General features: G+C 58.4%; 22 protein-coding genes and 1 pseudogene. 16 read left to right on the forward strand and 7 right to left on the reverse strand.

Annotated features, from left to right (window positions below):
• Nucleotides 1-11: 11 nt before the first annotated feature.
• Nucleotides 12-909: pseudogene (locus tag BV390_RS22120) on the forward strand (IclR family transcriptional regulator domain-containing protein).
• 2 nt (nucleotides 910-911) lie between these two features.
• On the opposite strand, the gene BV390_RS22125 reads toward BV390_RS22120, so the two are convergent.
• Nucleotides 912-2,402, reverse strand: coding sequence for a SmvA family efflux MFS transporter (locus tag BV390_RS22125; RefSeq protein ID WP_085397347.1), 1,491 nt, complete (start codon nucleotides 2,400-2,402; stop codon nucleotides 912-914).
• A 120-nt stretch (nucleotides 2,403-2,522) separates the two neighbouring features.
• Between BV390_RS22125 and BV390_RS22130 the strand changes: the two genes are divergently transcribed.
• The 7 genes from BV390_RS22130 to BV390_RS22160 all read left to right on the forward strand — a co-directional run bounded on the left by BV390_RS22130 (nucleotide 2,523) and on the right by BV390_RS22160 (nucleotide 12,018).
• Complete coding sequence (locus BV390_RS22130; RefSeq protein ID WP_032696252.1) at nucleotides 2,523-3,113, forward strand: TetR family transcriptional regulator; 591 nt, start codon at nucleotides 2,523-2,525, stop codon at nucleotides 3,111-3,113.
• 276 nt (nucleotides 3,114-3,389) lie between these two features.
• Entirely contained in the window at nucleotides 3,390-4,778 is a 1,389-nt protein-coding gene (locus BV390_RS22135; RefSeq protein ID WP_032687826.1) for a NarK family nitrate/nitrite MFS transporter, read from the forward strand.
• 137 nt (nucleotides 4,779-4,915) lie between these two features.
• The gene (locus tag BV390_RS22140; protein ID WP_085397348.1) at nucleotides 4,916-8,656 is read left to right on the forward strand and encodes a nitrate reductase subunit alpha; all 3,741 of its coding nucleotides are present in this window, start codon (nucleotides 4,916-4,918) and stop codon (nucleotides 8,654-8,656) included.
• Complete coding sequence (narH, locus tag BV390_RS22145) at nucleotides 8,653-10,179, forward strand: nitrate reductase subunit beta (RefSeq protein WP_032696255.1); 1,527 nt, start codon at nucleotides 8,653-8,655, stop codon at nucleotides 10,177-10,179. The genes BV390_RS22140 and narH overlap by 4 nt, the downstream gene beginning before the upstream one ends.
• Nucleotides 10,179-10,874, forward strand: coding sequence for a nitrate reductase molybdenum cofactor assembly chaperone (narW, locus tag BV390_RS22150; protein ID WP_032687838.1), 696 nt, complete (start codon nucleotides 10,179-10,181; stop codon nucleotides 10,872-10,874). The genes narH and narW overlap by 1 nt, the downstream gene beginning before the upstream one ends.
• Nucleotides 10,871-11,551, forward strand: coding sequence for a respiratory nitrate reductase subunit gamma (narI, locus tag BV390_RS22155; protein WP_032687839.1), 681 nt, complete (start codon nucleotides 10,871-10,873; stop codon nucleotides 11,549-11,551). Before narW ends, narI begins: the two co-directional genes overlap by 4 nt.
• Nucleotides 11,552-11,745: 194 nt before the next feature.
• Nucleotides 11,746-12,018, forward strand: a complete 273-nt coding sequence (locus BV390_RS22160; protein ID WP_032687840.1) for a hypothetical protein — start codon at nucleotides 11,746-11,748, stop codon at nucleotides 12,016-12,018.
• Nucleotides 12,019-12,063: 45 nt separating this feature from the next.
• Here BV390_RS22160 and BV390_RS22165 read toward each other — a convergent pair whose 3' ends face one another.
• Nucleotides 12,064-12,972 carry a LysR substrate-binding domain-containing protein gene (locus BV390_RS22165; RefSeq protein ID WP_085397372.1) on the reverse strand — a complete coding sequence of 303 codons (909 nt, stop codon included), beginning with the start codon at nucleotides 12,970-12,972 and terminating at the stop codon, nucleotides 12,064-12,066.
• A gap of 104 nt (nucleotides 12,973-13,076) precedes the next feature.
• On the opposite strand from BV390_RS22165, the gene BV390_RS22170 reads away from it, so the two are divergent.
• The gene (locus BV390_RS22170; RefSeq protein WP_032687841.1) at nucleotides 13,077-13,391 is read left to right on the forward strand and encodes a carboxymuconolactone decarboxylase family protein; all 315 of its coding nucleotides are present in this window, start codon (nucleotides 13,077-13,079) and stop codon (nucleotides 13,389-13,391) included.
• Nucleotides 13,392-13,401: 10 nt separating this feature from the next.
• Entirely contained in the window at nucleotides 13,402-13,827 is a 426-nt protein-coding gene (locus BV390_RS22175) for a tautomerase family protein (RefSeq protein WP_085397349.1), read from the forward strand.
• A gap of 125 nt (nucleotides 13,828-13,952) precedes the next feature.
• Here BV390_RS22175 and nhoA read toward each other — a convergent pair whose 3' ends face one another.
• The 4 genes from nhoA to BV390_RS22195 all read right to left on the reverse strand — a co-directional run bounded on the left by nhoA (nucleotide 13,953) and on the right by BV390_RS22195 (nucleotide 18,355).
• Nucleotides 13,953-14,798 (reverse strand): N-hydroxyarylamine O-acetyltransferase, encoded by an 846-nt coding sequence (gene nhoA, locus BV390_RS22180; RefSeq protein ID WP_032687844.1) that lies wholly within the window; start codon nucleotides 14,796-14,798, stop codon nucleotides 13,953-13,955.
• A 76-nt stretch (nucleotides 14,799-14,874) separates the two neighbouring features.
• Nucleotides 14,875-16,530 carry an ABC transporter permease gene (locus BV390_RS22185; protein WP_085397350.1) on the reverse strand — a complete coding sequence of 552 codons (1,656 nt, stop codon included), beginning with the start codon at nucleotides 16,528-16,530 and terminating at the stop codon, nucleotides 14,875-14,877.
• Between the two features lie 155 nt (nucleotides 16,531-16,685).
• Nucleotides 16,686-17,654 (reverse strand): ABC transporter substrate-binding protein, encoded by a 969-nt coding sequence (locus tag BV390_RS22190; RefSeq protein ID WP_032687846.1) that lies wholly within the window; start codon nucleotides 17,652-17,654, stop codon nucleotides 16,686-16,688.
• On the reverse strand, nucleotides 17,651-18,355 hold the full coding sequence (locus tag BV390_RS22195) for an ABC transporter ATP-binding protein (protein ID WP_163921533.1): 705 nt from the start codon (nucleotides 18,353-18,355) through the stop codon (nucleotides 17,651-17,653). Before BV390_RS22195 ends, BV390_RS22190 begins: the two co-directional genes overlap by 4 nt.
• A 211-nt stretch (nucleotides 18,356-18,566) precedes the next feature.
• Between BV390_RS22195 and BV390_RS22200 the strand changes: the two genes are divergently transcribed.
• The 4 genes from BV390_RS22200 to BV390_RS22215 all read left to right on the forward strand — a co-directional run bounded on the left by BV390_RS22200 (nucleotide 18,567) and on the right by BV390_RS22215 (nucleotide 21,553).
• Nucleotides 18,567-19,148 (forward strand): flavin reductase family protein, encoded by a 582-nt coding sequence (locus tag BV390_RS22200; RefSeq protein ID WP_004861659.1) that lies wholly within the window; start codon nucleotides 18,567-18,569, stop codon nucleotides 19,146-19,148.
• Between the two features lie 488 nt (nucleotides 19,149-19,636).
• Complete coding sequence (locus BV390_RS22205) at nucleotides 19,637-20,146, forward strand: MarR family winged helix-turn-helix transcriptional regulator (protein WP_032699942.1); 510 nt, start codon at nucleotides 19,637-19,639, stop codon at nucleotides 20,144-20,146.
• Nucleotides 20,136-20,915, forward strand: a complete 780-nt coding sequence (locus BV390_RS22210) for a DNA alkylation repair protein (protein ID WP_085397351.1) — start codon at nucleotides 20,136-20,138, stop codon at nucleotides 20,913-20,915. The genes BV390_RS22205 and BV390_RS22210 overlap by 11 nt, the downstream gene beginning before the upstream one ends.
• Nucleotides 20,916-21,034: 119 nt before the next feature.
• Nucleotides 21,035-21,553 (forward strand): ClbS/DfsB family four-helix bundle protein, encoded by a 519-nt coding sequence (locus BV390_RS22215; RefSeq protein ID WP_085397352.1) that lies wholly within the window; start codon nucleotides 21,035-21,037, stop codon nucleotides 21,551-21,553.
• 8 nt (nucleotides 21,554-21,561) lie between these two features.
• Here BV390_RS22215 and BV390_RS22220 read toward each other — a convergent pair whose 3' ends face one another.
• Nucleotides 21,562-22,383, reverse strand: coding sequence for a helix-turn-helix domain-containing protein (locus BV390_RS22220; RefSeq protein WP_004861650.1), 822 nt, complete (start codon nucleotides 22,381-22,383; stop codon nucleotides 21,562-21,564).
• A 205-nt stretch (nucleotides 22,384-22,588) separates the two neighbouring features.
• On the opposite strand from BV390_RS22220, the gene BV390_RS22225 reads away from it, so the two are divergent.
• Nucleotides 22,589-24,160: an alpha-L-rhamnosidase-related protein gene (locus BV390_RS22225; RefSeq protein WP_085397353.1), complete on the forward strand. Its 1,572-nt coding sequence runs from the start codon at nucleotides 22,589-22,591 to the stop codon at nucleotides 24,158-24,160.
• A gap of 25 nt (nucleotides 24,161-24,185) precedes the next feature.
• A complete protein-coding gene (locus BV390_RS22230) occupies nucleotides 24,186-25,568 on the forward strand; it encodes an MFS transporter (protein WP_085397354.1) in 1,383 nt (460 codons plus the stop codon).
• The last annotated feature ends 24 nt before the right edge of the window (nucleotides 25,569-25,592 follow it).

Here is a 25,592-nt window from a genome sequence, read left to right on the forward strand (position 1 = left end):
AGGTTAATAGTGTGATCCGGGTGGTAAAACAGGCACATTCCGTCGCCGCCCTTTTTCCCCACGGTATAGTGGTGTCCCGTGAGCTTTTGTTTTCGAATGGAGAGGAATTCAATGAGCGCGACACCACCAACCCCCCTCAGCGCCAGGCAGGCCGAACACGACCCGAACTTCATGCTGTCGCTGGCGCGCGGGCTGGAGGTTCTCAACGCCTTTACTCCCCAGCGCCAGCGGCTGACTATCTCGCAGCTCAGCCAGAAAACGCAGATTTCTCGCGCCGCCGTCCGCCGCTGCCTGTATACCCTGGCCGCGCTCGGCATGGTGCACAGCCCTGACGGACGCTGCTATGAACTGCTGCCGCGAGTGTTGGCCGTCGGCCACGCCTACCTGGCCGGGACGCCGCTGGCGAAAGTGGCCCAGACCGCGCTGGATAACCTCGGTAAGAGTCTCGGCGAGTCCTGCTCCGCCGCCACCCTCGATGGCGATAACGTGCTCTATATCGCCAGAGCCGCAGTCAACAATCTGCTGAGCGTCGACATCGGTCGCGGCAGCCGTCTCCCCGCATGGGCGACCTCAATGGGCCGCGTACTGCTTAGCGCCCTGCCGGAAGATCAGCTTGACGTGACATTGTCACGCGCAAATTTAATTCGCTATACCCCGCATACGCTGTGTGATTTAGCGGGATTGCGGGAGGAAATAGCCAGAGTACGTATGCAGGGATATGCCATCGCCGATCGGCAAATTGAGGTCGGATTATGTTCGCTGGCGGTACCGCTGCTGTCACGCAGCGGCCAGGTAGTAGCGGCGCTCAACGTCGGCGTGCCCGCCAGCGCCATGAGCGCCGTCGCGCTGAGAGAGAAAGCGCTGGCCCCGCTGCGACGGGCGGCCATGGAGCTTTCTCTCCAGCTGTAGGGCTAGTTCATTTTCGGCGCCTGCGCCAGACTGCGCCAGATCCCGGCGGCCAGCAGCAGTAGCAGCACCCCGGCGGTGGCCAGCACGATGCTGTGGGCGCTGATAAATGCGGTTTTCGCCGCTGCAATCAGCGAATGCGCCGGAACAGCGGGCAGCGATTGCGCCAGGGCGATCGCTTCGCTGATGGACGACGAGGCCTGCGCTGCGGCCTGACCGTCCATCCCGCCAGGCAGCACAATCGATGAGCTGTAGCTGCGGGTCAGAATCAGGCCGAACAGCGCGATCCCCAGACCGGCCCCCAGCTCGTAAGCCATCGTTTCAATGGCGCCGGCCGCCGCCGCTTTCTCTTTCGGCGCTGCCGCCATAATGGCGGCGCCGGAAGCCAACAACGCGCTGGCGACGCTGAAGCCTAAAAGAGTCATCAATCCCCACGCCAGCCACTGCTGGGAGCTGAAGTCAGTCATCGACAGGCCGAGGAAACTGAACGCGCTCAGCAGCATACCGCCAGTTGCGACCTGCCGCAGGCCCAGGCGGGAAACCATCACCCCGGCAACAGGTCCGCTAAATCCGCTCGCCAGCATCAGCGGCAGCATAAACAGCCCGGCTTCAAACGGCGTTTTGCCGTGGACGAACTGTAGCTCCTGCGCCATCAGTAGCTCAAAGCCCACCAGGGTGATCAGTGCGGTCATCGCCATCATCACGCCGCTTAAGATAATGCGATGCGTAAACAGGCGCATATCGACCATCGGGGTCGCGGCGGAAAGCTGCTGGCGAACAAAGCGCACCAGCAGCGCCAGGCCCACCAGCGCGATCAACCCGGTCATCCATAATGCCATCTGCCCTTTCAGCGCCGATTTTGCGCTGAACACCAGCATCAGGATCGCCACAATAAGCATCAATGCCTGGGTCAGATTAAGCGGCTGTTCGCGGCGCGCCGGCTGGCGCGGTACCATCCGGGCGCTGAAGGCGATAACCGCCAGCACGATGGGCACGTTGATCAGGAACACCGATCCCCAGTAAAAATGTTCCAGCAGGATGCCGCCTACCAGCGGGCCGAAAGCGGCGCCGCCAGAGCCAATCGCCGCCCACAGACCAAGCGCCATGTTGCGATGCCGCGCCTGCGAAAAAGTGTTACGGATGCCGGCAAGCGTCGCCGGGACGATCATCGCCGCACCAATGGCCAGCAGCGCGCGGGAGGCGATCAGCGCCAGCGCGGTGGGTGAAAATGCCGCCGCCAGCGACGAAACGCCGAAAATAGCGCTGCCGAGCAGCAGCAGCCGTTTAAAGCCAATTTTATCGCCGAGCGCCCCCATCGGCAGCACCATGCCGGCCATGACTAATGAATAAATATCAATGATCCACAGCAGCTCATTGCTGCTGGTCCCCAACGACATACTAAGCGTTGGCGCGGCGACATGCAGCACCGTGGCATCAATCGCCACCGGTAAATACACCAACAAAATCGCCACCAGCGTTAACCATTGCCGAGACATACTTTTTTTCCTCAACTTTACAAATTGGACACGTGTCCAGGATTGCGATCCTGCCGGATTGTTGAACAACTGTCCAACTTTTTGTTACTATCGAGGAAAACCACGGCTCAGCGGGGAAATATGCACTACTTAAATCGGGAAGCTCGTCGGGAGGTGATCATGCTGGCGGCGATGCGCGTCGCGCTGCAGGGTGGCTTAGGTGCCATGACCGTCCGGCAAATCGCCGCCGAAGCCGGAGTCTCTACCGGGCAACTGCATCACCATTTCACCTCTATCGGCGAACTTAAGGCCCAGGCCTTCGTTCGGTTAATTCGTGAGATGCTGGATATCCAGCTGGTAGCGGAAGACGCCAGCTGGCGCGAGCGCCTGTTTTCCATGCTCGGCAGCGAAGATGGCCGCCTGGATCCCTATATCCGTCTGTGGCGCGAGGGGCAACTGCTCTGCGGGAGCGATAGCGACATCAAAGAGGCCTACCTGCTCACCATGTCGATGTGGCACGAAGAGACGGTCAATATTATTCGTCTCGGTAGCGCAAGCGGTGAATTTCATCCCGCTGACAGCGCGGAGAATATCGCCTGGCGTTTAATTGCCCTGGTCTGCGGACTGGATGGGATTTATGCGCTGGGAATGGAAGCGATCGACGACAGCGCATTTACACGCTATATAAATCATTATATATCGTTAGAGCTGCTATGCCCGCCAACCATTTAGCCCCCTGAGCTTCAGATGTCCCGGGACGGCATGGGCTGTCGGCCCGACAGAACCTGTCGCCGCTGCTAACAGGGGCACATTTTGAATCACATTTCATTTACATTTAGTAACAAATAATAAACTCCTATTCCGTGCACGCTTTCCTGAAGCGTTTTTTTTTATCTATTCTTCAAACACTACAATAATTAATTCGGCCAGCCTTGATCGCCTCTTCTGCTTAATTTGCGGTGTTGTCATCTTTAAATTTTCTTTGGTTACTGGGCACGCGAGGGCACTATGTCAAGAGAAAGTGAGAAAGATAATCATTACCTTTTAAAAGGATGGCGCCCGGAAAATCCGGCATTCTGGGAAAATAAAGGCAAAGCCATTGCGCGAAGAAATCTTATTATTTCAGTGAGTTGTTTACTTCTCGCCTTCTGCGTATGGATGTTATTCAGCGCGGTTGCGGTTAATCTCAATAAAGTCGGTTTTAATTTCACCACTGACCAGCTTTTTTTATTAACCGCGCTTCCTTCGCTGTCCGGGGCAATATTACGCGTACCCTATTCTTTTATGGTTCCTATATTTGGCGGACGCTACTGGACGGTGATCAGTACCGTTATTTTAGTGGTGCCCTGTCTGTGGCTTGGGATCGCGGTGCAAAACCCGGCAACCCCATTCTGGATATTTATTCTTATCGCTCTGCTGTGTGGGTTTGCCGGGGCTAACTTTGCCTCCAGCATGGGCAACATCAGCTTTTTCTACCCGAAAGCGAAGCAAGGCAGCGCCCTCGGCGTGAACGGCGGCCTGGGCAACCTCGGCGTCAGCGTGATGCAGCTGCTCTCGCCGGTAGTGATCTTCGTGCCGATCTTCACTTTTGTTGGCGTTCGCGGCGTCGACCAAGCGGACGGCGCGACTCTGTGGCTCGGCAACTCGCCGCTAATCTGGGTGCCGCTGCTGCTCGCCGCTACCGTGGCGGCGTGGTTCGGAATGAACGATATCGCCGGCGCCAAAACCTCCATTCGCGATCAGCTCCCGGTGTTGAAACGCCCGCATATGTGGCTGCTGAGCCTGCTTTATCTCGCCACCTTCGGCTCGTTCATCGGTTTTTCCGCCGGCTTCGCGATGCTGGCCAAAACGCAGTTTCCGGAGGTGAATATCCTGAAGCTGGCCTTCTTTGGCCCATTTATCGGCGCCCTGGCGCGATCCTTCGGCGGCATCATTTCCGACCGTCTGGGCGGCGTCAACGTCACCCTGGTGAACTTCATTCTGATGGCGCTGTTTACCGGCCTGCTGTTCCTCACCCTGCCCGGCTCCGGTTCCGGGAGTTTCCTCGCATTTTACGTGGTGTTTATGGGGCTGTTCCTCACCGCGGGTCTTGGCAGCGGCTCCACGTTCCAGATGATCGCCGTGATCTTTCGCCAGATAACCCTCGATAGCGTCAAGAAACGCGGCGGCAGCGATGAACAGGCCCAGCACGAAGCGGTCACCGATACCGCCGCCGCGCTCGGGTTTATCTCCGCCATTGGCGCCGTCGGGGGGTTCTTCATCCCAAAAGCCTTTGGCACCTCGTTAGCCATGACCGGCTCCCCGGTCGGCGCCATGAAGGTTTTCTTTGTCTTTTATGTCGTTTGCGTACTGGTGACCTGGCTGGTCTATGGTCGTCGTAAACCGGCAAAAAAATAACGGCATATTTGTCGGATGGCGGCTGACGCCTTTATCCGGTCTACGGGATCGTGCGGTCTTGCGGGGCGGATAAGGTGCAAACGCGTCGCTTCCGGTAAGGGCTTGATGCCGGACATTATCGGAGCAGGAGAAACGTCATGAGTAAACTACTGGATCGCTTTCGCTACTTTAAGCAGAAACGCGAGACCTTTGCCAACGGCCACGGTCAGGTCCTGGATACCAATCGTGACTGGGAAGATAGCTACCGTCAGCGCTGGCAGTTCGACAAAATCGTCCGTTCCACGCACGGAGTAAACTGTACGGGCTCATGCAGCTGGAAAATTTACGTCAAAAACGGGCTGGTCACCTGGGAAACCCAGCAGACGGACTATCCGCGCACCCGCCCTGATCTGCCCAACCACGAACCGCGCGGCTGCCCGCGCGGCGCCAGCTACTCCTGGTATCTCTACAGCGCTAATCGACTCAAATACCCGCTGGCGCGTAAACGGCTGATTGAGCTATGGCGCGCGGCGCTGGACCGCCATCCCGACCCGGTCGATGCCTGGAACAGCATCATGGAAGATCCGCAGCAGTGCCTCAGCTACAAGCAGATGCGCGGCAAAGGCGGGTTTATTCGCTCGACCTGGAAAGAGTTGAACCAGCTGATTGCCGCCGCCAACGTCTGGACCATCAAGCATTATGGCCCGGACCGCATTGTCGGCTTCTCGCCGATCCCGGCGATGTCGATGGTCTCTTATGCCGCCGGCACCCGCTACCTGTCGCTGATCGGCGGTACCTGCCTGAGCTTCTACGACTGGTATTGCGACCTCCCCCCCGCCTCGCCGATGACCTGGGGCGAACAGACCGACGTGCCGGAATCTGCCGACTGGTATAACTCCAGCTACATTATCGCCTGGGGCTCTAACGTTCCGCAGACCCGAACGCCTGACGCCCACTTTTTTACCGAGGTGCGCTATAAAGGCACCAAAACCATTGCCATTACGCCGGACTATTCGGAAGTGGCGAAACTGTGCGATCAGTGGCTGGCGCCGAAACAGGGTACCGACAGCGCGCTGGCCATGGCGATGGGCCATGTCATCTTAAAACGCTTCCACCTCGACAATCCGAGCGATTATTTCCTCAACTACTGCCGCCACTACACCGACATGCCGATGCTGGTGTTGCTCGACGATCGCGACGACGGTACCACCGTCCCCGGACGAATGGTGCGCGCTTCGGACCTGCTGGACGGACTGGGCGAGAGCAACAATCCGCAGTGGAAAACGGTGGCCTTCAGCACCGCCGGTGAACTGGTCGCCCCCAATGGATCTATCGGTTTTCGCTGGGGCGAAAAAGGGAAATGGAACCTCGAACAGCGGGCCGCCGGGCAAGAGACCGAACTCACTCTTTCGTTGCTGGATCTCAAAGATGAGGTCGCTGCCGTAGGCTTCCCCTATTTTGGCGGCAATGAAAACCCGCATTTTCGCAGCGTGCCGCAGCAGCCGGTGCTGGTTCATCGGCTGCCGGCCAAACGTCTGACCCTGGCCAGCGGCGAGAGCAGACTAGTGGTTAGCGTCTATGATCTGGTGCTGGCTAACTACGGCCTTGACCGGGGGCTCGACGATGAGAACGCCGCCGGTGATTTCAGCGAAGTGAAAGCCTACACCCCGGCCTGGGCGGAACAGATTACCGGCGTTCCCCGTCACCACATCGAGCAAATCGCCTGGGAGTTCGCCGATACCGCGCATAAAACCCACGGCCGCTCGATGATTATCCTCGGCGCCGGCGTCAACCACTGGTACCACATGGATATGAACTACCGGGGGATGATCAATATGCTGGTGTTCTGCGGCTGCGTCGGACAAAGCGGCGGCGGCTGGTCGCACTATGTCGGCCAGGAAAAACTGCGTCCGCAGACCGGTTGGCTGCCGCTGGCGTTTGCCACCGACTGGAGCCGCCCGCCGCGCCAGATGAACAGCACCTCGTATTTCTACAACCACTCCAGCCAGTGGCGCTATGAAAAGCTGACCGCCCAGGAGCTCCTCTCGCCGCTGGCGGACGCCAGTCGATATACCGGACACCTGATTGATTTCAACGTGCGCGCCGAGCGCATGGGCTGGCTGCCTTCCGCCCCGCAGCTCAGCGTCAATCCGCTGACCATTAAGCGGCAGGCCGATGCCGCCGGCCTCACACCCGCCGACTACACCGCGCAGGCGCTGAAATCCGGCGCCATCCGCTTTGCCTGCGAGCAACCGGATAACGGTAAAAACCACCCGCGGAATATGTTTATCTGGCGCTCCAACCTGCTGGGTTCCTCCGGCAAGGGGCATGAGTACATGCTCAAATATCTGCTGGGTACCGACAGCGGCATCCAGGGCGATGAACTGGGGGCGACGGACGAGGTTAAACCGGAAGAGGTCGAGTGGCAGACCGCGGCGATTGAAGGCAAGCTCGATCTGCTGGTGACCCTCGATTTCCGCATGTCGAGCACCTGCCTGTTTTCAGATATCGTTCTGCCGACCGCCACCTGGTATGAAAAAGACGATATGAACACCTCGGATATGCATCCGTTTATCCACCCGCTTTCCGCCGCCGTCGACCCGGCCTGGGAAGCCAAAAGCGACTGGGAAATCTATAAAGAGATCGCCAACGTCTTTTCAACGGTCTGCGTCGGCCACCTCGACGCGGAGACCGATGTGGTACTTCTGCCTTTACAGCATGACTCTGCGGGTGAGCTGTCCCAGCCCTTCGATGTGGTTGACTGGCATAAGGGCGAGTGCGATCTGATTCCGGGGAAAACGGCCCCCACCATCGCGGTCGTCGAGCGCGATTACCCTGCCACCTACGAGCGCTTCACTTCCCTGGGCCCGCTGCTGGATAAGCTGGGCAACGGCAGTAAAGGCATCAGCTGGAAAACGCAGGATGAGGTCGATTTCCTCGGCAAACTCAATTACGTCAAGCCCGACGGCCCGGCAAAAGGCCGCCCGCGCATCGACAGCGCCATCGACGCCACGGAAGTGATCCTCAGCCTGGCGCCGGAAACCAACGGCCAGGTGGCGGTCAAGGCCTGGCAGGCGCTGGGAGAGTTTACCGGGCGCGATCACACCCATCTGGCCATCAACAAAGAAGATGAGAAGATTCGCTTTCGCGATATTCAGGCCCAGCCGCGTAAAATCATCTCCAGCCCGACCTGGTCCGGCCTGGAAAGCGAACATGTCTCCTACAATGCCGGCTACACCAATGTCCATGAACTGATCCCCTGGCGCACGCTCTCCGGCCGCCAGCAGCTGTATCAGGATCATCCGTGGATGCGCGCCTTCGGCGAAAGCCTGGTGGTCTACCGACCGCCGATTGATACTCGTAGCGTCAGCCATATGCATGAGATTCCGCCCAACGGCTTCCCGGAAAAGGCGCTCAATTTCCTCACCCCGCACCAGAAATGGGGGATTCACTCCACCTACAGCGAAAACCTGCTGATGCTGACCCTGTCGCGCGGCGGGCCGATCGTCTGGATCAGTGAAACCGACGCCAGAGAGCTGGGCATCGAAGACAATGACTGGATTGAGGCTTTTAACGCCAACGGTGCGCTCACCGCCCGGGCGGTGGTCAGCCAGCGCGTACCGCCCGGCATGACCATGATGTACCACGCGCAGGAGCGCATCATGAACATTCCCGGATCTGAAGTCACCGGCCGTCGCGGCGGCATTCATAACTCGGTGACCCGCATTTGCCCGAAACCCACCCATATGATTGGCGGCTATGCGCAGCTGGCCTACGGCTTTAACTATTACGGTACCGTCGGCTCCAACCGCGATGAGTTCATCATGATTCGTAAAATGAGCAATATTAACTGGCTGGATGACGAAGGTCGCGATCAGGTACAGGAGGCGAAAAAATGAAAATCCGCTCACAAGTTGGCATGGTGCTCAATCTCGACAAATGCATCGGCTGCCATACCTGCTCGGTCACCTGCAAGAACGTCTGGACCGGACGCGAAGGGATGGAATACGCCTGGTTTAACAATGTCGAAACCAAACCCGGTATCGGCTACCCGAAAAACTGGGAAGACCAGGAGGAGTGGCAAGGCGGCTGGATCCGCGGGATCACCGGTAAGCTGACGCCGCGCCTCGGCAACCGCGTTGGCGTATTGTCAAAAATCTTCGCCAACCCGCAGTTGCCGGGCATCGACGACTATTACGAACCCTTCACCTACGACTACCAGCATCTGCATACCGCGCCGGAGAGCCAGCATCTGCCTACCGCCCGCCCCCGTTCGCTGATCAGCGGTAAGCGGATGGACAAAATCAGCTGGGGCCCCAACTGGGAAGAGCTGCTCGGCGGCGAGTTTGAAAAGCGCGCCCGTGACCGCAACTTCGAAGCCATGCAGAAAGAGATGTACGGCCAGTTTGAAAATACCTTCATGATGTATCTGCCGCGCCTGTGCGAACACTGCCTTAACCCGAGCTGCGTCGCGACCTGCCCGAGCGGCGCTATCTATAAGCGCGAAGAGGATGGCATCGTACTGATCGATCAGGATAAATGCCGCGGCTGGCGCATGTGCATCAGCGGCTGTCCGTATAAAAAAATCTACTTCAACTGGAAAAGCGGCAAATCGGAGAAGTGCATTTTCTGCTATCCACGGATTGAATCCGGCCAGCCGACGGTCTGTTCGGAAACCTGCGTCGGACGCATTCGCTACCTCGGCGTGCTGCTGTATGACGCCGATCGGATTGAAGAAGCGGCCAGCACCGAACATGAAACCGACCTCTATGAGCGCCAGTGCGATGTGTTCCTCGATCCCCACGACCCGGCGGTGATTGAAGAGGCGTTGAAGCAAGGCATCCCGCATAACGTCATCGAGGCGGCGCAGAAATCGCCGGTCTATAAACTGGCGATGGACTGGAAACTGGCGCTACCGCTGCACCCGGAGTATCGCACCCTGCCGATGGTCTGGTACGTCCCGCCGCTGTCGCCGATTCAGTCGGTCGCCGATGCGGGCGGCCTGCCGAATAATGGCAGCATCCTGCCCGCCGTCGAAAGCCTGCGCATTCCGGTCCAGTATCTGGCCAATCTGCTGAGCGCCGGCGATACCGGGCCGGTGCTGCGCGCGCTGAAACGGATGATGGCGATGCGCCACTACAAACGCTCACAAACCGTCGAAGGGGTGACCGACACCCGGGCTATCGAAGAGGTGGGCTTAAGCGTGGAGCAGGTCGAGGAGATGTACCGCTACCTGGCCATCGCTAACTATGAAGATCGCTTCGTGATCCCCACCAGCCATCGGGAAATGGCCGAAGATGCCTTCCCGGAACGCAACGGCTGCGGATTTACCTTCGGCGATGGTTGCCACGGGTCGGATAGCAAATTCAACCTGTTCAACAGCCAGCGCATCGATGCGATCAACATCGGGGAGAAAGAGTAATGCGGATCCTCAAAATCATCGGTCTGCTGCTGGAGTATCCGGATAGCCTGCTATGGGACAACCGTGAAGAGGCGCTGGAGTTGGTCCGTGCCGATGCGCCGGCGCTGCTGCCGTTTGTTGCATCGCTGCTGGCCGCCCCGCTGCTCGACCGCCAGGCCGAATGGTGCGAAGTGTTTGACCGCGGACGGGCCACCTCGCTGCTGCTGTTTGAACATGTTCACGCCGAATCCCGCGACCGCGGCCAGGCAATGGTCGAGCTCATGAATCAGTATGAGCAGGCCGGGCTGCACATCGACTGCCGGGAGCTGCCTGACCATTTACCGCTCTATCTGGAGTACCTCAGTAGCCTGCCGGCAGATGACGCCAGAGAAGGCCTGCACAACGTTGCCCCGATTCTGGCGCTGCTTGGCGGGCGCGTCAAACAGCGCCAGTGCCAATACTATCAGCTGTTTGACGCCCTGCTGGCGCTGGCCGGCAGCACGCTCAGCAGTGACAGTGTCACCAGACAGGTGGCGGGTGAACAGCGCGATGATACCCGCCAGGCGCTGGATGCGGTGTGGGAGGAAGAGCAGGTGAAGTTTATCGAAGATAACGCCACCGCCTGCGACAGCTCTCCGATGCAACATTATCAACGACGCTTTAGCCAGGACGTCGCGCCGCAGTACGTCGACGTCGGTGCCGGAGGCCCGAAATGATACAGTACCTGAACGTCTTTTTTTACGATATCTACCCCTATCTGTGCGGGACCGTGTTTCTCATCGGCAGTTGGCTACGCTACGACTACGGGCAGTATACGTGGCGCGCCGCCTCCAGCCAGATGCTCGACAAACGCGGCATGGTGCTGTGGTCGAATCTGTTCCATATCGGCATCCTGGGCATTTTCTTCGGCCACCTCTTCGGGATGCTGACCCCGCACTGGGTTTACTCCTGGTTCCTGCCGATGTCGCAAAAGCAGCTGATGGCGATGATTCTCGGCGGGATCTGCGGCGTACTGACGCTGGTGGGCGGCGCCGGGCTGCTGATTCGTCGGCTGACCAACCCGCGTATTCGCGCCACCTCATCGACGGCGGATATTTTGATTCTGAGCATTCTGCTGATTCAGTGCGCGCTGGGTCTGACGACGATCCCCTTCTCCGCTCAACATCCTGACGGCAGCGAAATGCTCAAGCTGGTGGACTGGGCCCAGGCGGTGGTCACCTTCCACGGCGGCGCCTCGGCGCATCTGGATGGCGTGGCGTTTATCTACCGCGTGCATCTGGTGCTGGGGATGACCATCTTCCTGATCTTCCCGTTCACTCGCCTGGTGCACGTCTGGAGCGCGCCGATAGAGTATCTGACCCGCCGCTACCAGCTGGTGAGATCCCGACGCTGAATGTTTTACCTCTCGCTCTGTCAGCCCTTATAAGCTAACCAATCAGCCTCCGCGCCAGGAGGCTGATGCGTTTAAAACAGGCGGAAAAGAGTAACCCTGTAGTCGCTTCCCGCAATGACTTATACTGTTCCCGCGCGCGATCTCTTCTCTTGAAAAGCGCTGACTCAACCGGATGATACGGATGTGAGGGAACCATGGGTAAATACGTCATTTTTATCAGCAGCCGCGGCGGGAAAGCCGTACCAAAAGAGGCAGTGACATCCTCTTTGATTAAAGAGATGAAACGACAGGGGTTCAGAAAGCATCACGTTGCGGTAGAAGCTGAAAACGAAAAAGATGCCGTTAACGCGTTAAATAAATTTAATGACGATTATCTGACGGAGGTAAAGGAGTACACCGCAAGCGTTATATTTATGTGCCTGTGTGCAATTCTGATGTTCATCGTTTATCTTTTTGCAAACAGATAGCAAATTTACGCCGCCAGGCGCCAAAAACAGCTTAACAGACCGGGTTCAGCGCTCAGCGGAATTATCCGTCGGCGGTATATGCAGCGCAAAACAGGCGGTAATGGTATGCAGCAGCAGTTTCGCCGGCCCGGTAAGCCGATGTTCATCGCCATATAACCCCACCCCGATGTCACCCGCCGCGGGCAATTTTGCGCAATCAACGACCTGCAGCGAAGCAGGCATGCCAATCGTGGTGCGTAGCGCCACCCCCAGTCCTGCGGATGCGGCGGCCCAGATACCGTTCAGGCTGCGGCTGGTAAAGGCAATCCGCCAGGGTATTCCGGCGTTGTCTAACGCCGCGGTGGCGGCGGTGCGCATGACGCACGGCGCTTCAAAAGCCAGCAGCGGCAGCGGCTGGTTTCTGTCGAGGTAACGGGCAGGATCGAACTCCGCCGCCGCGATCCACTGCAGCGGCAGTCTCCCCAGCAGACGATCAAAAACCGGTTGATCGCGCCCTTCCCAGCTCAGGGCCAGATCGAGCTCCTGGCGCATCATCGCCTCGCGCAGCGGCGCATTGCGCGTGACGGTAACCGCAATCTCCACTTCGGGACAGGCGCGGGAAAACTGCCCGAGGACCGCCGGCAGTAACACCTCGCCAAAGTCCTCCTGCAGTCCGAGGCGAACCTCGCCGCTCACTCCTCTGGCCTTAAGCGCAGCCCAGGCTTCGTCGTTCAGGCTAAGCATTCGCCGCGCGTAGCTCAGCATAATCTCCCCTTCCGCCGTCAACGCCAGATGACGCCCGGCCTTTTGTACCAGCGCCATGCCGCTCTGCTGCTCAAGCTTTTTAAGCTGAGCGCTGATCGCCGACGTTGAACGCCCCAGGCGTTCGGCGGCAAGGGCAAAACTGCCCAGTTCCATGCCGGTCACGAAAGCGCGCAGCGCATCGGCATCAAAGGTCAGTGGTCGTCTGGTCATCATTAATCATCCCGCTTTTCAGGATTGTTGATCACAAATTATATGATTATCGAAACCATCATAACCGGATATCGTCTCCGTGACATCCACCTATGAGGTTGCAAATGGACAAAGTTAATCTGACCCGGGAAAATCTGGCGGCGCTGGCGCCAAAGCTGGCATCACTGAGTGAAGAGGTTCTGTTTGGCGATATCTGGCAGCGCCCGGCGCTGTCACCGCGCGACAGAAGTCTCATCACTCTCAGCGCGCTGGTCGCCATGTATCGCCCTGAACAGCTTGCCTGGCACCTGAAATTGGCCCGCAAAAACGGCGTAACGGAGAGCGAAATCACGGAGCTTTTTACCCACCTGTCGTTTTACGCCGGATGGCCAGCGGCGGTTTCGGCGCTCAATGTGTTTAGCCAGCTCGATACCGAATGAGGGGACGCTTATGCCCATGACCCGCATCGCCATTTCTGCGCAGCATTTCGAGAAATGGCACGTTCAAATCTCCAGGGATTTGCAGCAGGCGCTTGAAGAGCATTTTTCGGTACCGGCTGGCGACTGTTTTCAGCTTTTTGACTGCTACAGCCCACAACAGCGCGTGTTTGACCCTGACTATCTCTGCGGCGCAGAGGGCAGCCGCAGCGACGATTATCTGCTGTTTCAGATAACGGCTGGCAAAGCGCGCAGCCCTCATCAGAAACAGGCTTTTTATCAAAATTTAGTCGCCAGACTGGAACGTTCGTTGGGGATCGGCCCGCAGAATATCATGGTGGTCATTGGATTTACCGGGCCGGAGGACTGGTCGTTCGGCAGCGGCAAAATATTCAGCTTAACGGATATTCCTGCGCCGCGGTACCCCACGCGAGGATAACGGAGGCGGAGACCTGCCAGGGGCCGGAAGCAGACTGTCGTCCCGGCGGCCGTGCGGGTCTACCGATGCGATACAGGCGGTCCGCCTGCGCGGCCGACCGCCTCTCTGCCTGGACGGAGTAACCCTTACTTCCCCGCCTCCGGGTGGGTATCAAACGCCGCCATGACCGCTGCGAGCTCGCCTTCCGTAAAGCCATATCTGGCATCATCGACGCCAATACCGAAGCGGGTTTGCAGCGCTTCATACAGCGCCGGAACATCCGGTAAATCAATCTTCTCGACCACATGGGCGTTATCCCAATGGGTGAAGTGGAAGTTGGTTAAAGTCATTTTCCCGCCGTCCGGTAAATGACGGCACATCAGCAGATGGTGGCGGAAATGCGACTGCGGCCAGTGCGCCGACCAGAAATTCCCCATGACATAGTCAGCGGCATACTGGCGCCCGAGGTCGAAAACGTACATCGACTGCCAGTGGCCGTGATGGCTGTACTGCAACGTCCACTCATCCCCTTCGCAAATCAGTCGGTAGACACCGTGCGGGGTTGACTGTTCCGCATCCGCCAGCAGCCGGACAGGCGCGGTCAGGGTCTGGCCGCCGAAGCCGACATCGGCAATCCAGCGCTCACCGTCGACCTCGACCAACAGCAGACGATGGGTTCGCGGCGGCATCTGCGCCGGATTGGCCAGCACTACGCGCCCCAGCAGACTACGGACGTGAAAACCCAGCTCGCGAAGTACCCGCTCCAGCAGCCCATTTTGCTCAAAGCAGTAACCGCCGCGACGGCCATGAATCAGCTTCTCTTCCAGCGTTCGGTCGTCGAGATGGATCTCTCTGGGCAGCAGGACATCCAGATTTTCAAACGGGATCGCGCCATTGTGGTGAATATGCAGTTCGCGCAAGGTGTTAAGCGATACATCAGGGGTTCCCGTCCAGCCCAGACGAGAAAAATAAGCGCTTAAAAATCGACTCATCAATGCCTCCAGCAATCGGTGTCCGACATTTATAGCCTGGTTTTCCCCGCCGATTGCATATTTTGTGCGGTCACCATTAACCGCGCGTGCTGCGTTGCATCAGGGCCAGCGCGCCGAGCATCAGCGCCAGGCCGCTCAACAGCGTCAGCGAAGCCATGGCCATCCCCTGGCCGATTGACCCCTGCTCAAACTGACGCCAGATAAATACCGCCACGGTTTGCGTCCCCGCCGGCGCCAGCAGCAGCGACGTCACCAGTTCGCGCGAAGCGACGGCAAACACCATCAGCATCGCCGCCAGCAGCGCCGGAAAGACCAGCGGCAGCACAATCAGCCGCAGCGCCCGCAGCGGCGATGCGCCGTGGACCCGCGCCGCCGGTTCGAGATTACTCCCCAGCTGGCGCAGGGCGCTGCCAACATAGCGCACCGGCCACGGCAGCAGCAGACAACAGTATGACAATAGCAACATCCATCCGCTGTTATAGGGCGAAACCGGCCAGAACGGCTGGTTCCACAGCAGAATCAACCCGACGCCCACGACAACCCCGGGCAGCGCCGCCGGCATCAGCGATAGCGCATCGACGATGCCACGGCCTTTGATTTTCTGCACCAGCACCAGCCACGCGACAATCAGCCCCACCAGGCCGACGATCAGCGCCGACGCCAGCGCCAGAGAAAGGCTGGTGCCCAGAGCCGACAGCGCATCCCCCTGGCTGGCAAACAGCGCGGCAAAATGGCGGAAGGTAAAATTATCGGCATGAATGCCGCCTGATAAGGTCCCCATCAGGCCGGTCAGGACCATTGCCGCCCCCGGCAGCACCACCGCGATGCCTCCGATACCCAGCATCAGTAGAACAGCGGGCAACGCCAGCCACCCCAGTTCCGCCCCGCTATTTTCCCCCGGCTTACCGGTCACGCTGGTGACCTCAGTATCCCCCACCAACCGCTTTTGCAGCCACCAGGCCAGCAGCGCAACCCCAATCAGCAGCAGCGACAGCAGCGACGCGCCGGGCAGATCGATGGGCCAGTCGGCCAGCTTTTTCTCAATACCGACGGTAAGCATCACCAGTCCGGCCCGCGATCCCAACGCCGCCGGGACGCCAAACTCCTCAATTGCCAGAGTAAACGCCAGCAGCATCCCTGCCGCCAGCGCCGGGGAAAGCATCGGCAGCGTAATATGCCAGAAGGCTCGCCAGGCGCTGGCGCCATGAACACGTGCGACAATCGCCAGCCGCTGACCGCTCGCCAGCAGGCTGCGGGAAACGGCAAAATAGACCACCGGGAAGATATTAAAGGTCATCACCAGCACGATCCCGCCGCGGCTGAACAGCAGATCGTTCAGATCCCAACCGGTTAACTGTTGCAGATAGCCGTTGCTTTGCAGCACCAGCATCCACGACAGCGCCGCGATATACGGCGGCGTGAGGAACGGGATCAGGAACAGCAGATCCCACAGGCGCGGCAGCGGAACATTAAACAGGCCGCGCAGCACCCCCAGCGGCAGGCCGATAACCACGCTCATCAGCGCGACGCCGCTGGCCACCCACAGGGTACCGCGGAGCATCGGCAGGAGCTGAGGATCGGCTAACAGCATCGGTACGCCCGTCAGCGCCCCGCTCAGGGAACCGGCGCTAAAATGAGGGAAAATAGCCTGCAAGACGATGAATAAAAGCGGTAACGCCACCAGCACCAGTAGCACCGTCAGGGTGACGCTGGAAATCAGTTTCTCTTTCACGGTAGAGTCCTGGATACGATCTTACCCGGCTCGCGCTGCGCTTAGCCGGGCTACAGGTTCACAGCCGTCTGCGGTCCAGTAGCCCGGACAGGCGCGCCAGCGCCGCCTTCGGGAAATGTGCCCGAGCAAACTTTCGCAACCCGGGAAAAGTTGGTTTACTGGGCGAAAAGCGTATTAAAGCGGGAAAGCACCGCGCTGCGTTCGCTGCTGCCATCGCCGGTGGTCGGCAGAATTTTCAGTTCATTAAGCAGCGGACGTTTAGCCGGAATATCGCTACGGGCGGGCATCAGCCACGCGCCGGCGACCAGCGCCTGGCCTTCCGGCGACAGGACATAGTCGACGAAGGCTTTGGCATCGTCAGCATGCGCCGTGGTTTTGAGGATCATCATCGGCCGCGGGGCAATCACCGTACCGCTGGCGGGGAAAATCACCTTCAGGGACTCCCCCTGGTCGATATTACCGTAAGAGACATAGTCCACCGCGCCGAACACCGCCGCTTTCGCCCCCTGCATCACCGGTGTCACCGCCTGAGCGTTCGGCCCGCTGACCACCATACCGTTCTTTTTCAGATCGTCGAACAATGCCCAGGCCTTGTCGCCCATGCCATTTTGTAACCCGATCAGCAAATCCAGCGATGCGCCGGAGAGCGCCGGATCTGGCGTGGTGACCTTATCTTTAAACGCCGCTTCGGTCAGGTCGCGCCACTCTTTCGGCTCCGGGGTTCCGCTTTTGCTGTTCCAGACGATCCCCAGTGCGGATATCCCCTGCGCAACATAATCCGCAGATTTCAGGTTCGCCGGGACCTTATCGGCATTGGCGCTTTGGTACGGCAGCAGCCAGCCGCGTTGATGCAAATCTTCCGCGGTATCCCAGGAGGCGGAGATCAGCACATCCGCCTGCGGATTGGCCTGCTCCGCGTCGAGACGCGCCATCACCTTACCGGTTGTGGCCTGGAAAATATTGACCTTCACCCCGGTTTTCTTTTCATAGCCGCTGGCGAGACTTTTCGCCAGCGAACCCGGCCCGGCGGTATATACGGTCAGCGCGTGGGCGCTGGACATCATGGTGGCAGACAACAACATCGCGAGCACAGCTCCTTTCTTAACGGTCATAACGGTTTTCATGCGAGTTCCCCGGAGGATGAAGTGATGGTGCGAACGGCGGCAACAGTGCCGGCAGATAAATGAACAATTCGGTCGGCCAACAGCTCGGCTTCGCGGCGGTCGTGAGTCACATACACCGCGGTGATCCCCAGCTGACGCAGCAGACGGCTCATCTCAACGCACAGCGATTCGCGCAATTCGCTATCGAGGTTGGAGAGCGGTTCGTCAAACAACAGCACGCGCGGTTCGGCAACAATGGCGCGAGCCAACGCGACGCGCTGCTGCTGACCGCCGGAAAGGCCGGAGGGCTTCCTATCGGCAAAACCGTTGAGGCCAACCATCGCCAGCGCGTCATTCACCCGCTGTTGTCGTGCAGCGCGCGCTACGCCGCGCATACGCAGAGGAAAGGCGATATTCTGCGCCGCCGTCATATGCGGCCACAGGGCGTAGTCCTGAAAAACCATGCCGATGTCGCGCTGCTCCGGCGCCATCCCCCAGCCGGGTTTCGCCACCAGACGATCGCCAAAGCGTATCTCGCCTGCTGCCGGGACGCTGAGACCCGCCAGCAGACGCAACAGGGTACTTTTGCCGCAGCCCGATGGCCCCAGCAGCGCCACGATGCTGCCAGCATCGATATGCAGGTCTATTTGATTCAGTACAGTATGAGTGCCGAAGGCGAACGAAACGCCGTCGAGTTTGATGCCGGTAAGCGCACGCATTATCGCCCTCCCCGCCGGGAAAGCGTTGCTCCGCCCGCCGTCAACAGCCGACGGGCCGCACTCACCTGTGATAAAGACAGGAGAGCTAACATATTGTTATCCTCTTTGGGATTTAGTGGTGCCGACTATAGGCAGCCTGTATGACGTATTGATTACAATTTCATTGCGGATTAACGTGTTGTCTGGCACCAGACCCATTTACCAAGGAACGCTTATGAGCCGTTTTCGCCACGTGGAACTCCAGTACGCCAGTCGTCTGCTCAATCATGGCCCGACCATTCTGATAACCAGTTACGATGCCGCATCTCAGCGCCGTAACGTCATGGCCGCTGCGTGGTCGATGCCGGTGGAGTTTGCCCCGCCCCGGCTCGCCATCGTGGTGGATAAAAGTGCCTGGACAAGGGAGATCATTGAGCGCAACGGGACCTTCGGCATCGTGGTTCCCGGCGTAGAAGCTGCCAGCTGGACCTACGCGGTCGGCAGCATCAGCGGACGCGATGAGGATAAATTTAACGCTTACGGCATTCCCGTTGTGCAGGGGCCGGAACTGGGATTACCGCTGATTGAAGAGAAGTGTCTGGCGTGGATGGAGTGCCGACTGCTGCCGCCAACGGCAGCGCAGGAGCAGTACGATACGCTGTTTGGCGAGGTGGTTTCCGCCGCCGCCGATGAGCGCGCTTTCGTCACCGGACGCTGGCAATTCGACGACGATAAGATCAATACGCTGCATCATCTCGGCACCGGCAACTTTGTCGCCAGCGGCCGACATGTGCGGGCCAATACCCCGGAAGAATAAACCCCATTCGTCGACACAGGCAGGATTTACCGACCTGCCTGACTTGCTGACTGCATATGCGTTTCAGGGCATTACCCGGCGGCGCTTCGCTTACACAGGCCTACACGATCGGCGCATGACATCAACTCCCTCGCCAGGAGGGCCTTTCGCTATCACATCCACAACCACCTGTATTTACCTGCAGGCTTGCTGACTGCATAGTGCGCTTCAGGGCATTGCCCGGCGGCGCTTCGCTTACACAGGCCTACACGATCGGCGCATGACATCAACTCCCTCGCCAGTCTGGGCCTTTCGCTATCACATCCGCAACTACCTGTAGGCCGGGTAAGGCGTCAGCCGCCACCCGGCAAAATGTCGGCACGCTCTCGCGGCAGGTTTGCCATCACTCTCTACGTTTTACGCTGATGTTCACAAAACGCGCGTTTACATTTGATTGTCTGTGAACCCACCCATATAGTTAGGCACCATACTATGTTTCAGAGGCCGCTATGGAGCTTGAACAGAAATATCTTTCGCTATTGCAGGAGGCCCGGCGTCTTCAGCTTGCCGGTGTCGATAGGATCCGTCTCTGTTTTCAGACCCTCTCACTGGCCGCTGCGATTGATCGCGATTGCGCGATGCTACTGGCGCCATGGGGATTATCCGAGGGGCGCTTCGTACTGTTGTTTTTACTCGATGGCGCGCCTGACGGTCTGGCCCCCAACGTACTGGCGGAAAAAGCCGGCGTCACCCGGGCAACCATTACCGGATTACTTAACGGTCTCGAACGCGACCGGCTGATTGAACGCCACGCTGACCCCCTTGATGGCCGAGCCATGCGTATTGCATTAACCTCTGAGGGTAAGCAACTTATCGCCCGCGTTTTTGCCCAACATAGCCGCTGGATAGCCAGTTTGTTCAGCCCTCTCTCGGCGCAAGAACGCACCCAGCTATCTGAACTGCTGGCGAAAGTTGCCGCCGGTGCCCTGGCGGGAAAAGGAGATACCCATGCCGGTTGAACAACAACGTAAAGGCGCAACCCGCGTCGCGGATATCCCTGACGACATTTTGCACCGGCTTTCGCGGGGAGAGTTGCCAGGCGCCAACCTGACGGAAATCCTGGCCATCGATCAGGCCGTTCTGCTGCGCTCAGTCTTTCCAGAACTGTCGCCGGTTTCCCACCAGGCCGCAGAGGAATTGGCTGCGCAGGGTATTGTTAAACGAATGGCGGGTATGGCTCGTCTGCTGCTGAGCGAACTCGGGGAGAGTGGATTCGACCGCTGTGCGGCTCATTCGTCGGATACGGTGCGCGGCTGGGCCTGTTTTATGCTCGGCGCCGCGCCGGATTTAACGCTCGAGGCGCGCTTACACGCTATCTATCCCCTGGCCAACGATAGTCATTTTGGTGTTCGCGAATGGGCGTGGCTGGCGCTGCGTCCGCATCTGGCGCACGATCTGGATCTTACTATCGCCCTGCTCACCCCCTGGACCTGTTGCGCATCGCAGTACATTCGCCGTTTTGCCTGCGAGTCCCTGCGCCCGCGCGGCGTCTGGTGCGCGCATATCGTTGAGCTGAAACAACAGCCCCAGCGGGCGCTGGCAATACTTTCCCCACTGCGTGCTGATCCGTCGAGATATGTCCAGGATTCTGTGGCCAACTGGCTGAATGACGCGGGTAAAGAGAGAGCGGAGTGGGTACAATCTCTCTGCGCGCAATGGCTGGCAGACAATCCTTCTCCCGCCACCTTGCGCATTTGCCAGCGCGCGAGGCGAAATTTAATCTTATGAGCGACGCAGGCGCCCTGCCCGGGCGACAAACGGCGCCGATTGTTGAGCACGGTCGCCCCCTGCGTCGTTCTGCGCAAACATACCGTATAACCAACTCATCCCACCGAAAGGAACTCGCTATGAGCGTACCGCAAACCCAGGCGCAACTCCTGCAAGCCATCAATAAAAACTACGCTAAACTAGCCGGCTATTTGACGCATATTCCCCCGGAGATGACGGAGCAAAAGACCCTTCCTGGTCATGCACAGAACACCGAAATGAGCGTTCGCGATCTGGTCTGTTATCTGCTGGGATGGAATGAACTGGTTCTCAAATGGCTGGCTCGCGATGAAGCGCAGCAGCCCATCGACTTCCCGGAAACCGGTTTTCAATGGAACCAGCTTGGGCTGCTGGCGCAAAAGTTCTACCTCGATTACCCCGCGCAGGACTACCCGGCTCTGCTCGATTCTCTGCATCAGGCTAAACGGCGGCTTATCGCCTGCATCGAAGCCCAGGACAATGATTCGCTTTACGGTCGGCCGTGGTATGGGAAATGGACTCTTGGGCGGATGATTTCACTCAACACCTCGTCGCCTTATGCCAACGCCAGCGCCCGCCTGCGCAAGTGGGCGAAGGCACAAAATGTCGCCTTGAAATAGTGGCTCCCTCAGCGCAGCAAACGACGCCTGTCTTCGCTGGGGGTCACCCCAAAAACCTTTTTGTACAGGGTCGTGAAGTGGTTACTGTTGGCAAATCCACACAAATAAGCCACATCGGTAATCGTCATATCCGTTTCCCGGAGCTTTACTCGCGCTGAGACTAAACGCAGGCGTTTTAAATAATTATCCGGCGTCATCCCGGTGGCTTCTTTTATATGGCGAAAAGCAGTACGTGACGTCAGATGAAATTTTTCGGCCAGCTGTTGCCAGTTATGGTCTTCAAAACAGTGCTCCTGTAACCAGGTCAGCAGCTTATGCAGTTTATATTTGGTATTGCTGTATTCCGCTTCGGTTTCCGCATACATTATGGTCGTGACCAGCTGGAAAAAAGCGGCTTCCCGCAGCGCCCTGTTTTCCCCCCGCTGGCCATCCGCTGAAAATATTTTCCCCACCAGTTCCTTGCAGATATGGCGGGCATCTGGCGCCAGCCAGCCGTAGCAGGAGGCCTGCCGGGAAGAGAAGGTCTGCAATAGCGAATCGAGATGCTGTAAATAATGAAATTCAACCTCGGGGTTAATCAATACATTAATTAATTTCAGTGTTCCAAGCTCATCATAATAATGTACATCCCCAGGCTGAACATAAAAAACGTCGCCCTGCTGAATATATAATGGCCGGCCGTTAATAATATGTAAGCCGTGCCCCTCGTCCACTATCACCAGTTCAGCAAACTCGTGACTGTGTTCATGACTGTTATCTTCCGGATCGCTAGCGTACATCCCTAGCTTATCCTGCGGATCGGCGAAATAATACTCAACGGTTAATATCATCGTTAACAATATCCAAAACGGCATTCGGGCAGTGGCACGATAATGCATTTTACTGACTGCCACGAACAAGATTTATAGAATTGTGATCGTCAACCGGCCCACCCCACTATCAGTGCCATTTTCACAACGGGATTGGCATTGCCAGAGTGGTTGTGGCGGGCGTCGACATCTTATGCTGCGTGAAAATCAATTCAGAGGACGCAGTATGTCACAGGCCATTCAACGCAACGCGCAGGTCGCGATGACCCGCCACCCGCATTTTTTACGTACCGCCGAAGCGCTCAGACCTGTACTGCACAGCCAGTCGCGCCAGCCGATGGCGGTGATACAAGCCCATGCCGACCCCGAGGCCCTGTTCGGCTGGCGCGGGGATGAAGTAGGCACCTTAGCGGACTTTTCCCGGCGTGAACTGACCAGCGGTGACAGTGCGATCATCGATTTCGGCAGCCACATCGTCGGCTATCTGCACTTCACCTGTCTGAGCGCCGGCAGCCCCCCCGACGCCCCGGCCCATTTGCAATTGACCTTCGGCGAAACCCTCTGCGAAGTGTGCGAACCCTTCAGCGATTATCAGGGCTGGCTCAGCAGCAGCTGGTTGCAGCAGCAGGACCTGTGGCTTGACGTGTTGCCCGCCGCCGTCGACCTGCCACGCCGCTACTGCTTTCGCTACCTGAAAGTGGAGGTTAAGGCGGTGTCGGAGAAATTCCGCCTGCGTCTCAACCAGATCCAGGTCAATGCCGTGACGTCAGCAACGCAAACCTGCCCACCGGCGGTGACCACCGATCCGCAGCTTCAGGCTATTGACCGGGTTGCCGTCCTGACCCTGAAGAACTGTATGCAGGAGGTGTTTGAAGATGGTCCGAAACGTGACCGCCGCCTGTGGCTCGGGGATTTACGCCTGCAGGCGTTGGTCAATGATGTCACCTTCGCGCACCACGATCTGGTCCGCCGCTGTCTGTACCTGTTTGCCGGTCATACCCGGGAAGACGGGATGGTGTCAGCCAACGTTTTCGTCCAGCCGGACGTGCTGGCTGATGATACCTTTCTCTTTGATTACTCTCTCTTTTTTGCCGACATTCTCTATAACTATCTGCACAGTACCGAAGATGACAAAACCGCTCGCGAACTCTGGCCGACGGCGCGTCGACAAATCGACCTCGCCCTGGCCCGCTGCGAAGCGTCTGGCCTGGTGCGCGACAGCGATGACTGGTGGGTCTTTATCGACTGGCAGGCATCATTGAATAAACAAGCCGCGGCTCAGGGCGTGCTGATCTATTGCCTGCGCCGCGCCATCCGGCTGGCCGAGCGCTTTGAGCCTGAGCGAGTGCCGGACTACCGCGCCCGTTTGCAGCAGCTCTGCGCAGCGGTACAGGAGAGACTGTGGGATGAGAAGCAGGGATTTTACGTCAGCGGCGCACAGCGCCAGGTCTCCTGGGCCTCGCAGATCTGGCTGGTGTTGGCGGAAGTCGGTAGCGCCGGGCAGCGTCGGGAGATCATGCATAACCTGCGACGCCATCCGCCGGCCATCGCCATGAATACCCCCTATTTGCGCCATCACTATATCGCCGCCCTGCTGCAGTGCGGGCTCCGTGAAGAAGCCATTGCCGAAATCAAGGCCTACTGGGGCGCGATGATCAACTACGGCGCCGATACCTTCTGGGAAATTTTTGACCCGGCGGATCCTGAGTTTTCCCCTTATGGCAGCAAACTGATCAACAGCTATTGCCATGCGTGGAGCTGTACCCCGGCCTGGTTTATTCGCCAGTACGGACTTTAACAACAACAATAAGCGAGTGCATTTTATGGCAGAAACATTCTTTACCCGATGGCGGCAGCGCATTGGCTATGGCATCGCCGACCTCTCCTGCAACCTCGTGTGGCAGATGATCTCTTTATATCTGATGTTCTTTTATACCGATGTGATGGGCCTTCCCGCCTACTATGTCGGCCTGATGTTCCTCGTCACCCGTCTGGTTGATGGCGTCGCTGACGTACTGATGGGGCTGGTGATCGATAATACCGCCACCCGCTGGGGGCGCTGCCGTCCGTACCTGCTGATTGGCGCAGTACCCTTCGGTGTGCTCTGTATTCTGGCCTTCTACGTGCCCGATTTTGGCACCACCGGTAAGCTGCTCTACGCCTTTGTGACCTACCTGTGTCTGTCGTTTCTCTACACCCTGGTCAATATTCCATTTTGCGCGATGCTACCGTTTCTGACCAACGACTCGCGGGAGCGCACCACACTATCGGCGGTGCGTATTCTGCTGGGCTCACTTGGGGCAACGATTGTCGCGGTCGCTACCCTACCGCTGGTCGGGGCGCTGGGCAACGGTAGCCAGGCCGATGGTTTCTTCTATACCGCGGTGGTTTTCGGCGTGATTGCCACCTTCTTCCTGCTGGTGAGCTTCCGTAACGTCAAAGAGAACATCCGCATCACCGAAGAACGGATGACCTTAAAACGTGCGTGGGTCAGCCTTCGCGCCAATCGTCCCTGGTTGGTCTTCGCGGTGAACATTTTCCTGATGTGGGGCGCGTTCTTCTTCCAGACCGGGGCGCTGGTCTATTTCTTCCACTACTACGTTGGCAATAACGATCTGACGGCGATCGTTGCCGGGATCTCCACGTTTGTCCCGCTGCTGGGCACTCTCACCGTTCCGCTGCTCGCCAGCCGGATGAAAAAGCGCCACGTTTATCTGTGGGCGAGCGTGATTAACCTCATGGGTATGGGCATGATGATGGCGGCCGGCGCTAACAGCTGGGGGCTGATTGCCGGGGCGGTGGTACTGTCCCTCGGCGCCGGTCAGCGAACGGCCATTTACTTCTCCATGCAGGCGGATCCCGTGGATTACGGCGTGTGGAAAACCGGTATCAATACGGCGGGGATTTTAACCTCCATCAACGGTTTTTTGGGGAAAGTGGCGATGGCCGGCGCGGGTGCGATCACCGGCGTGCTGCTCTCTTCCGGCGGCTATATCGCTAACCAGGTACAAAGCGACAGCGCAATGTTGGCGATTAAAGCCTGTTATCTCTACATCCCGGCGCTGCTGATCGTTGCCTCAATGCTGTGGATCGGGCGCTTCTATCGCCTTGACGATCATTACGAACAGATTCGCGCCGACCTCAATGCAGGCCGCCGCGCGCCGCCCGACCCGTCGGTGGCTTCAGGAGAAAAACACGCCATCTAAGGCGCCCCTGCACCGTTCTACCTC

This window comes from Klebsiella sp. YJ, from assembly GCF_002108615.1.
Classification (GTDB): Bacteria; Pseudomonadota; Gammaproteobacteria; order Enterobacterales; family Enterobacteriaceae; genus Klebsiella; species Klebsiella planticola.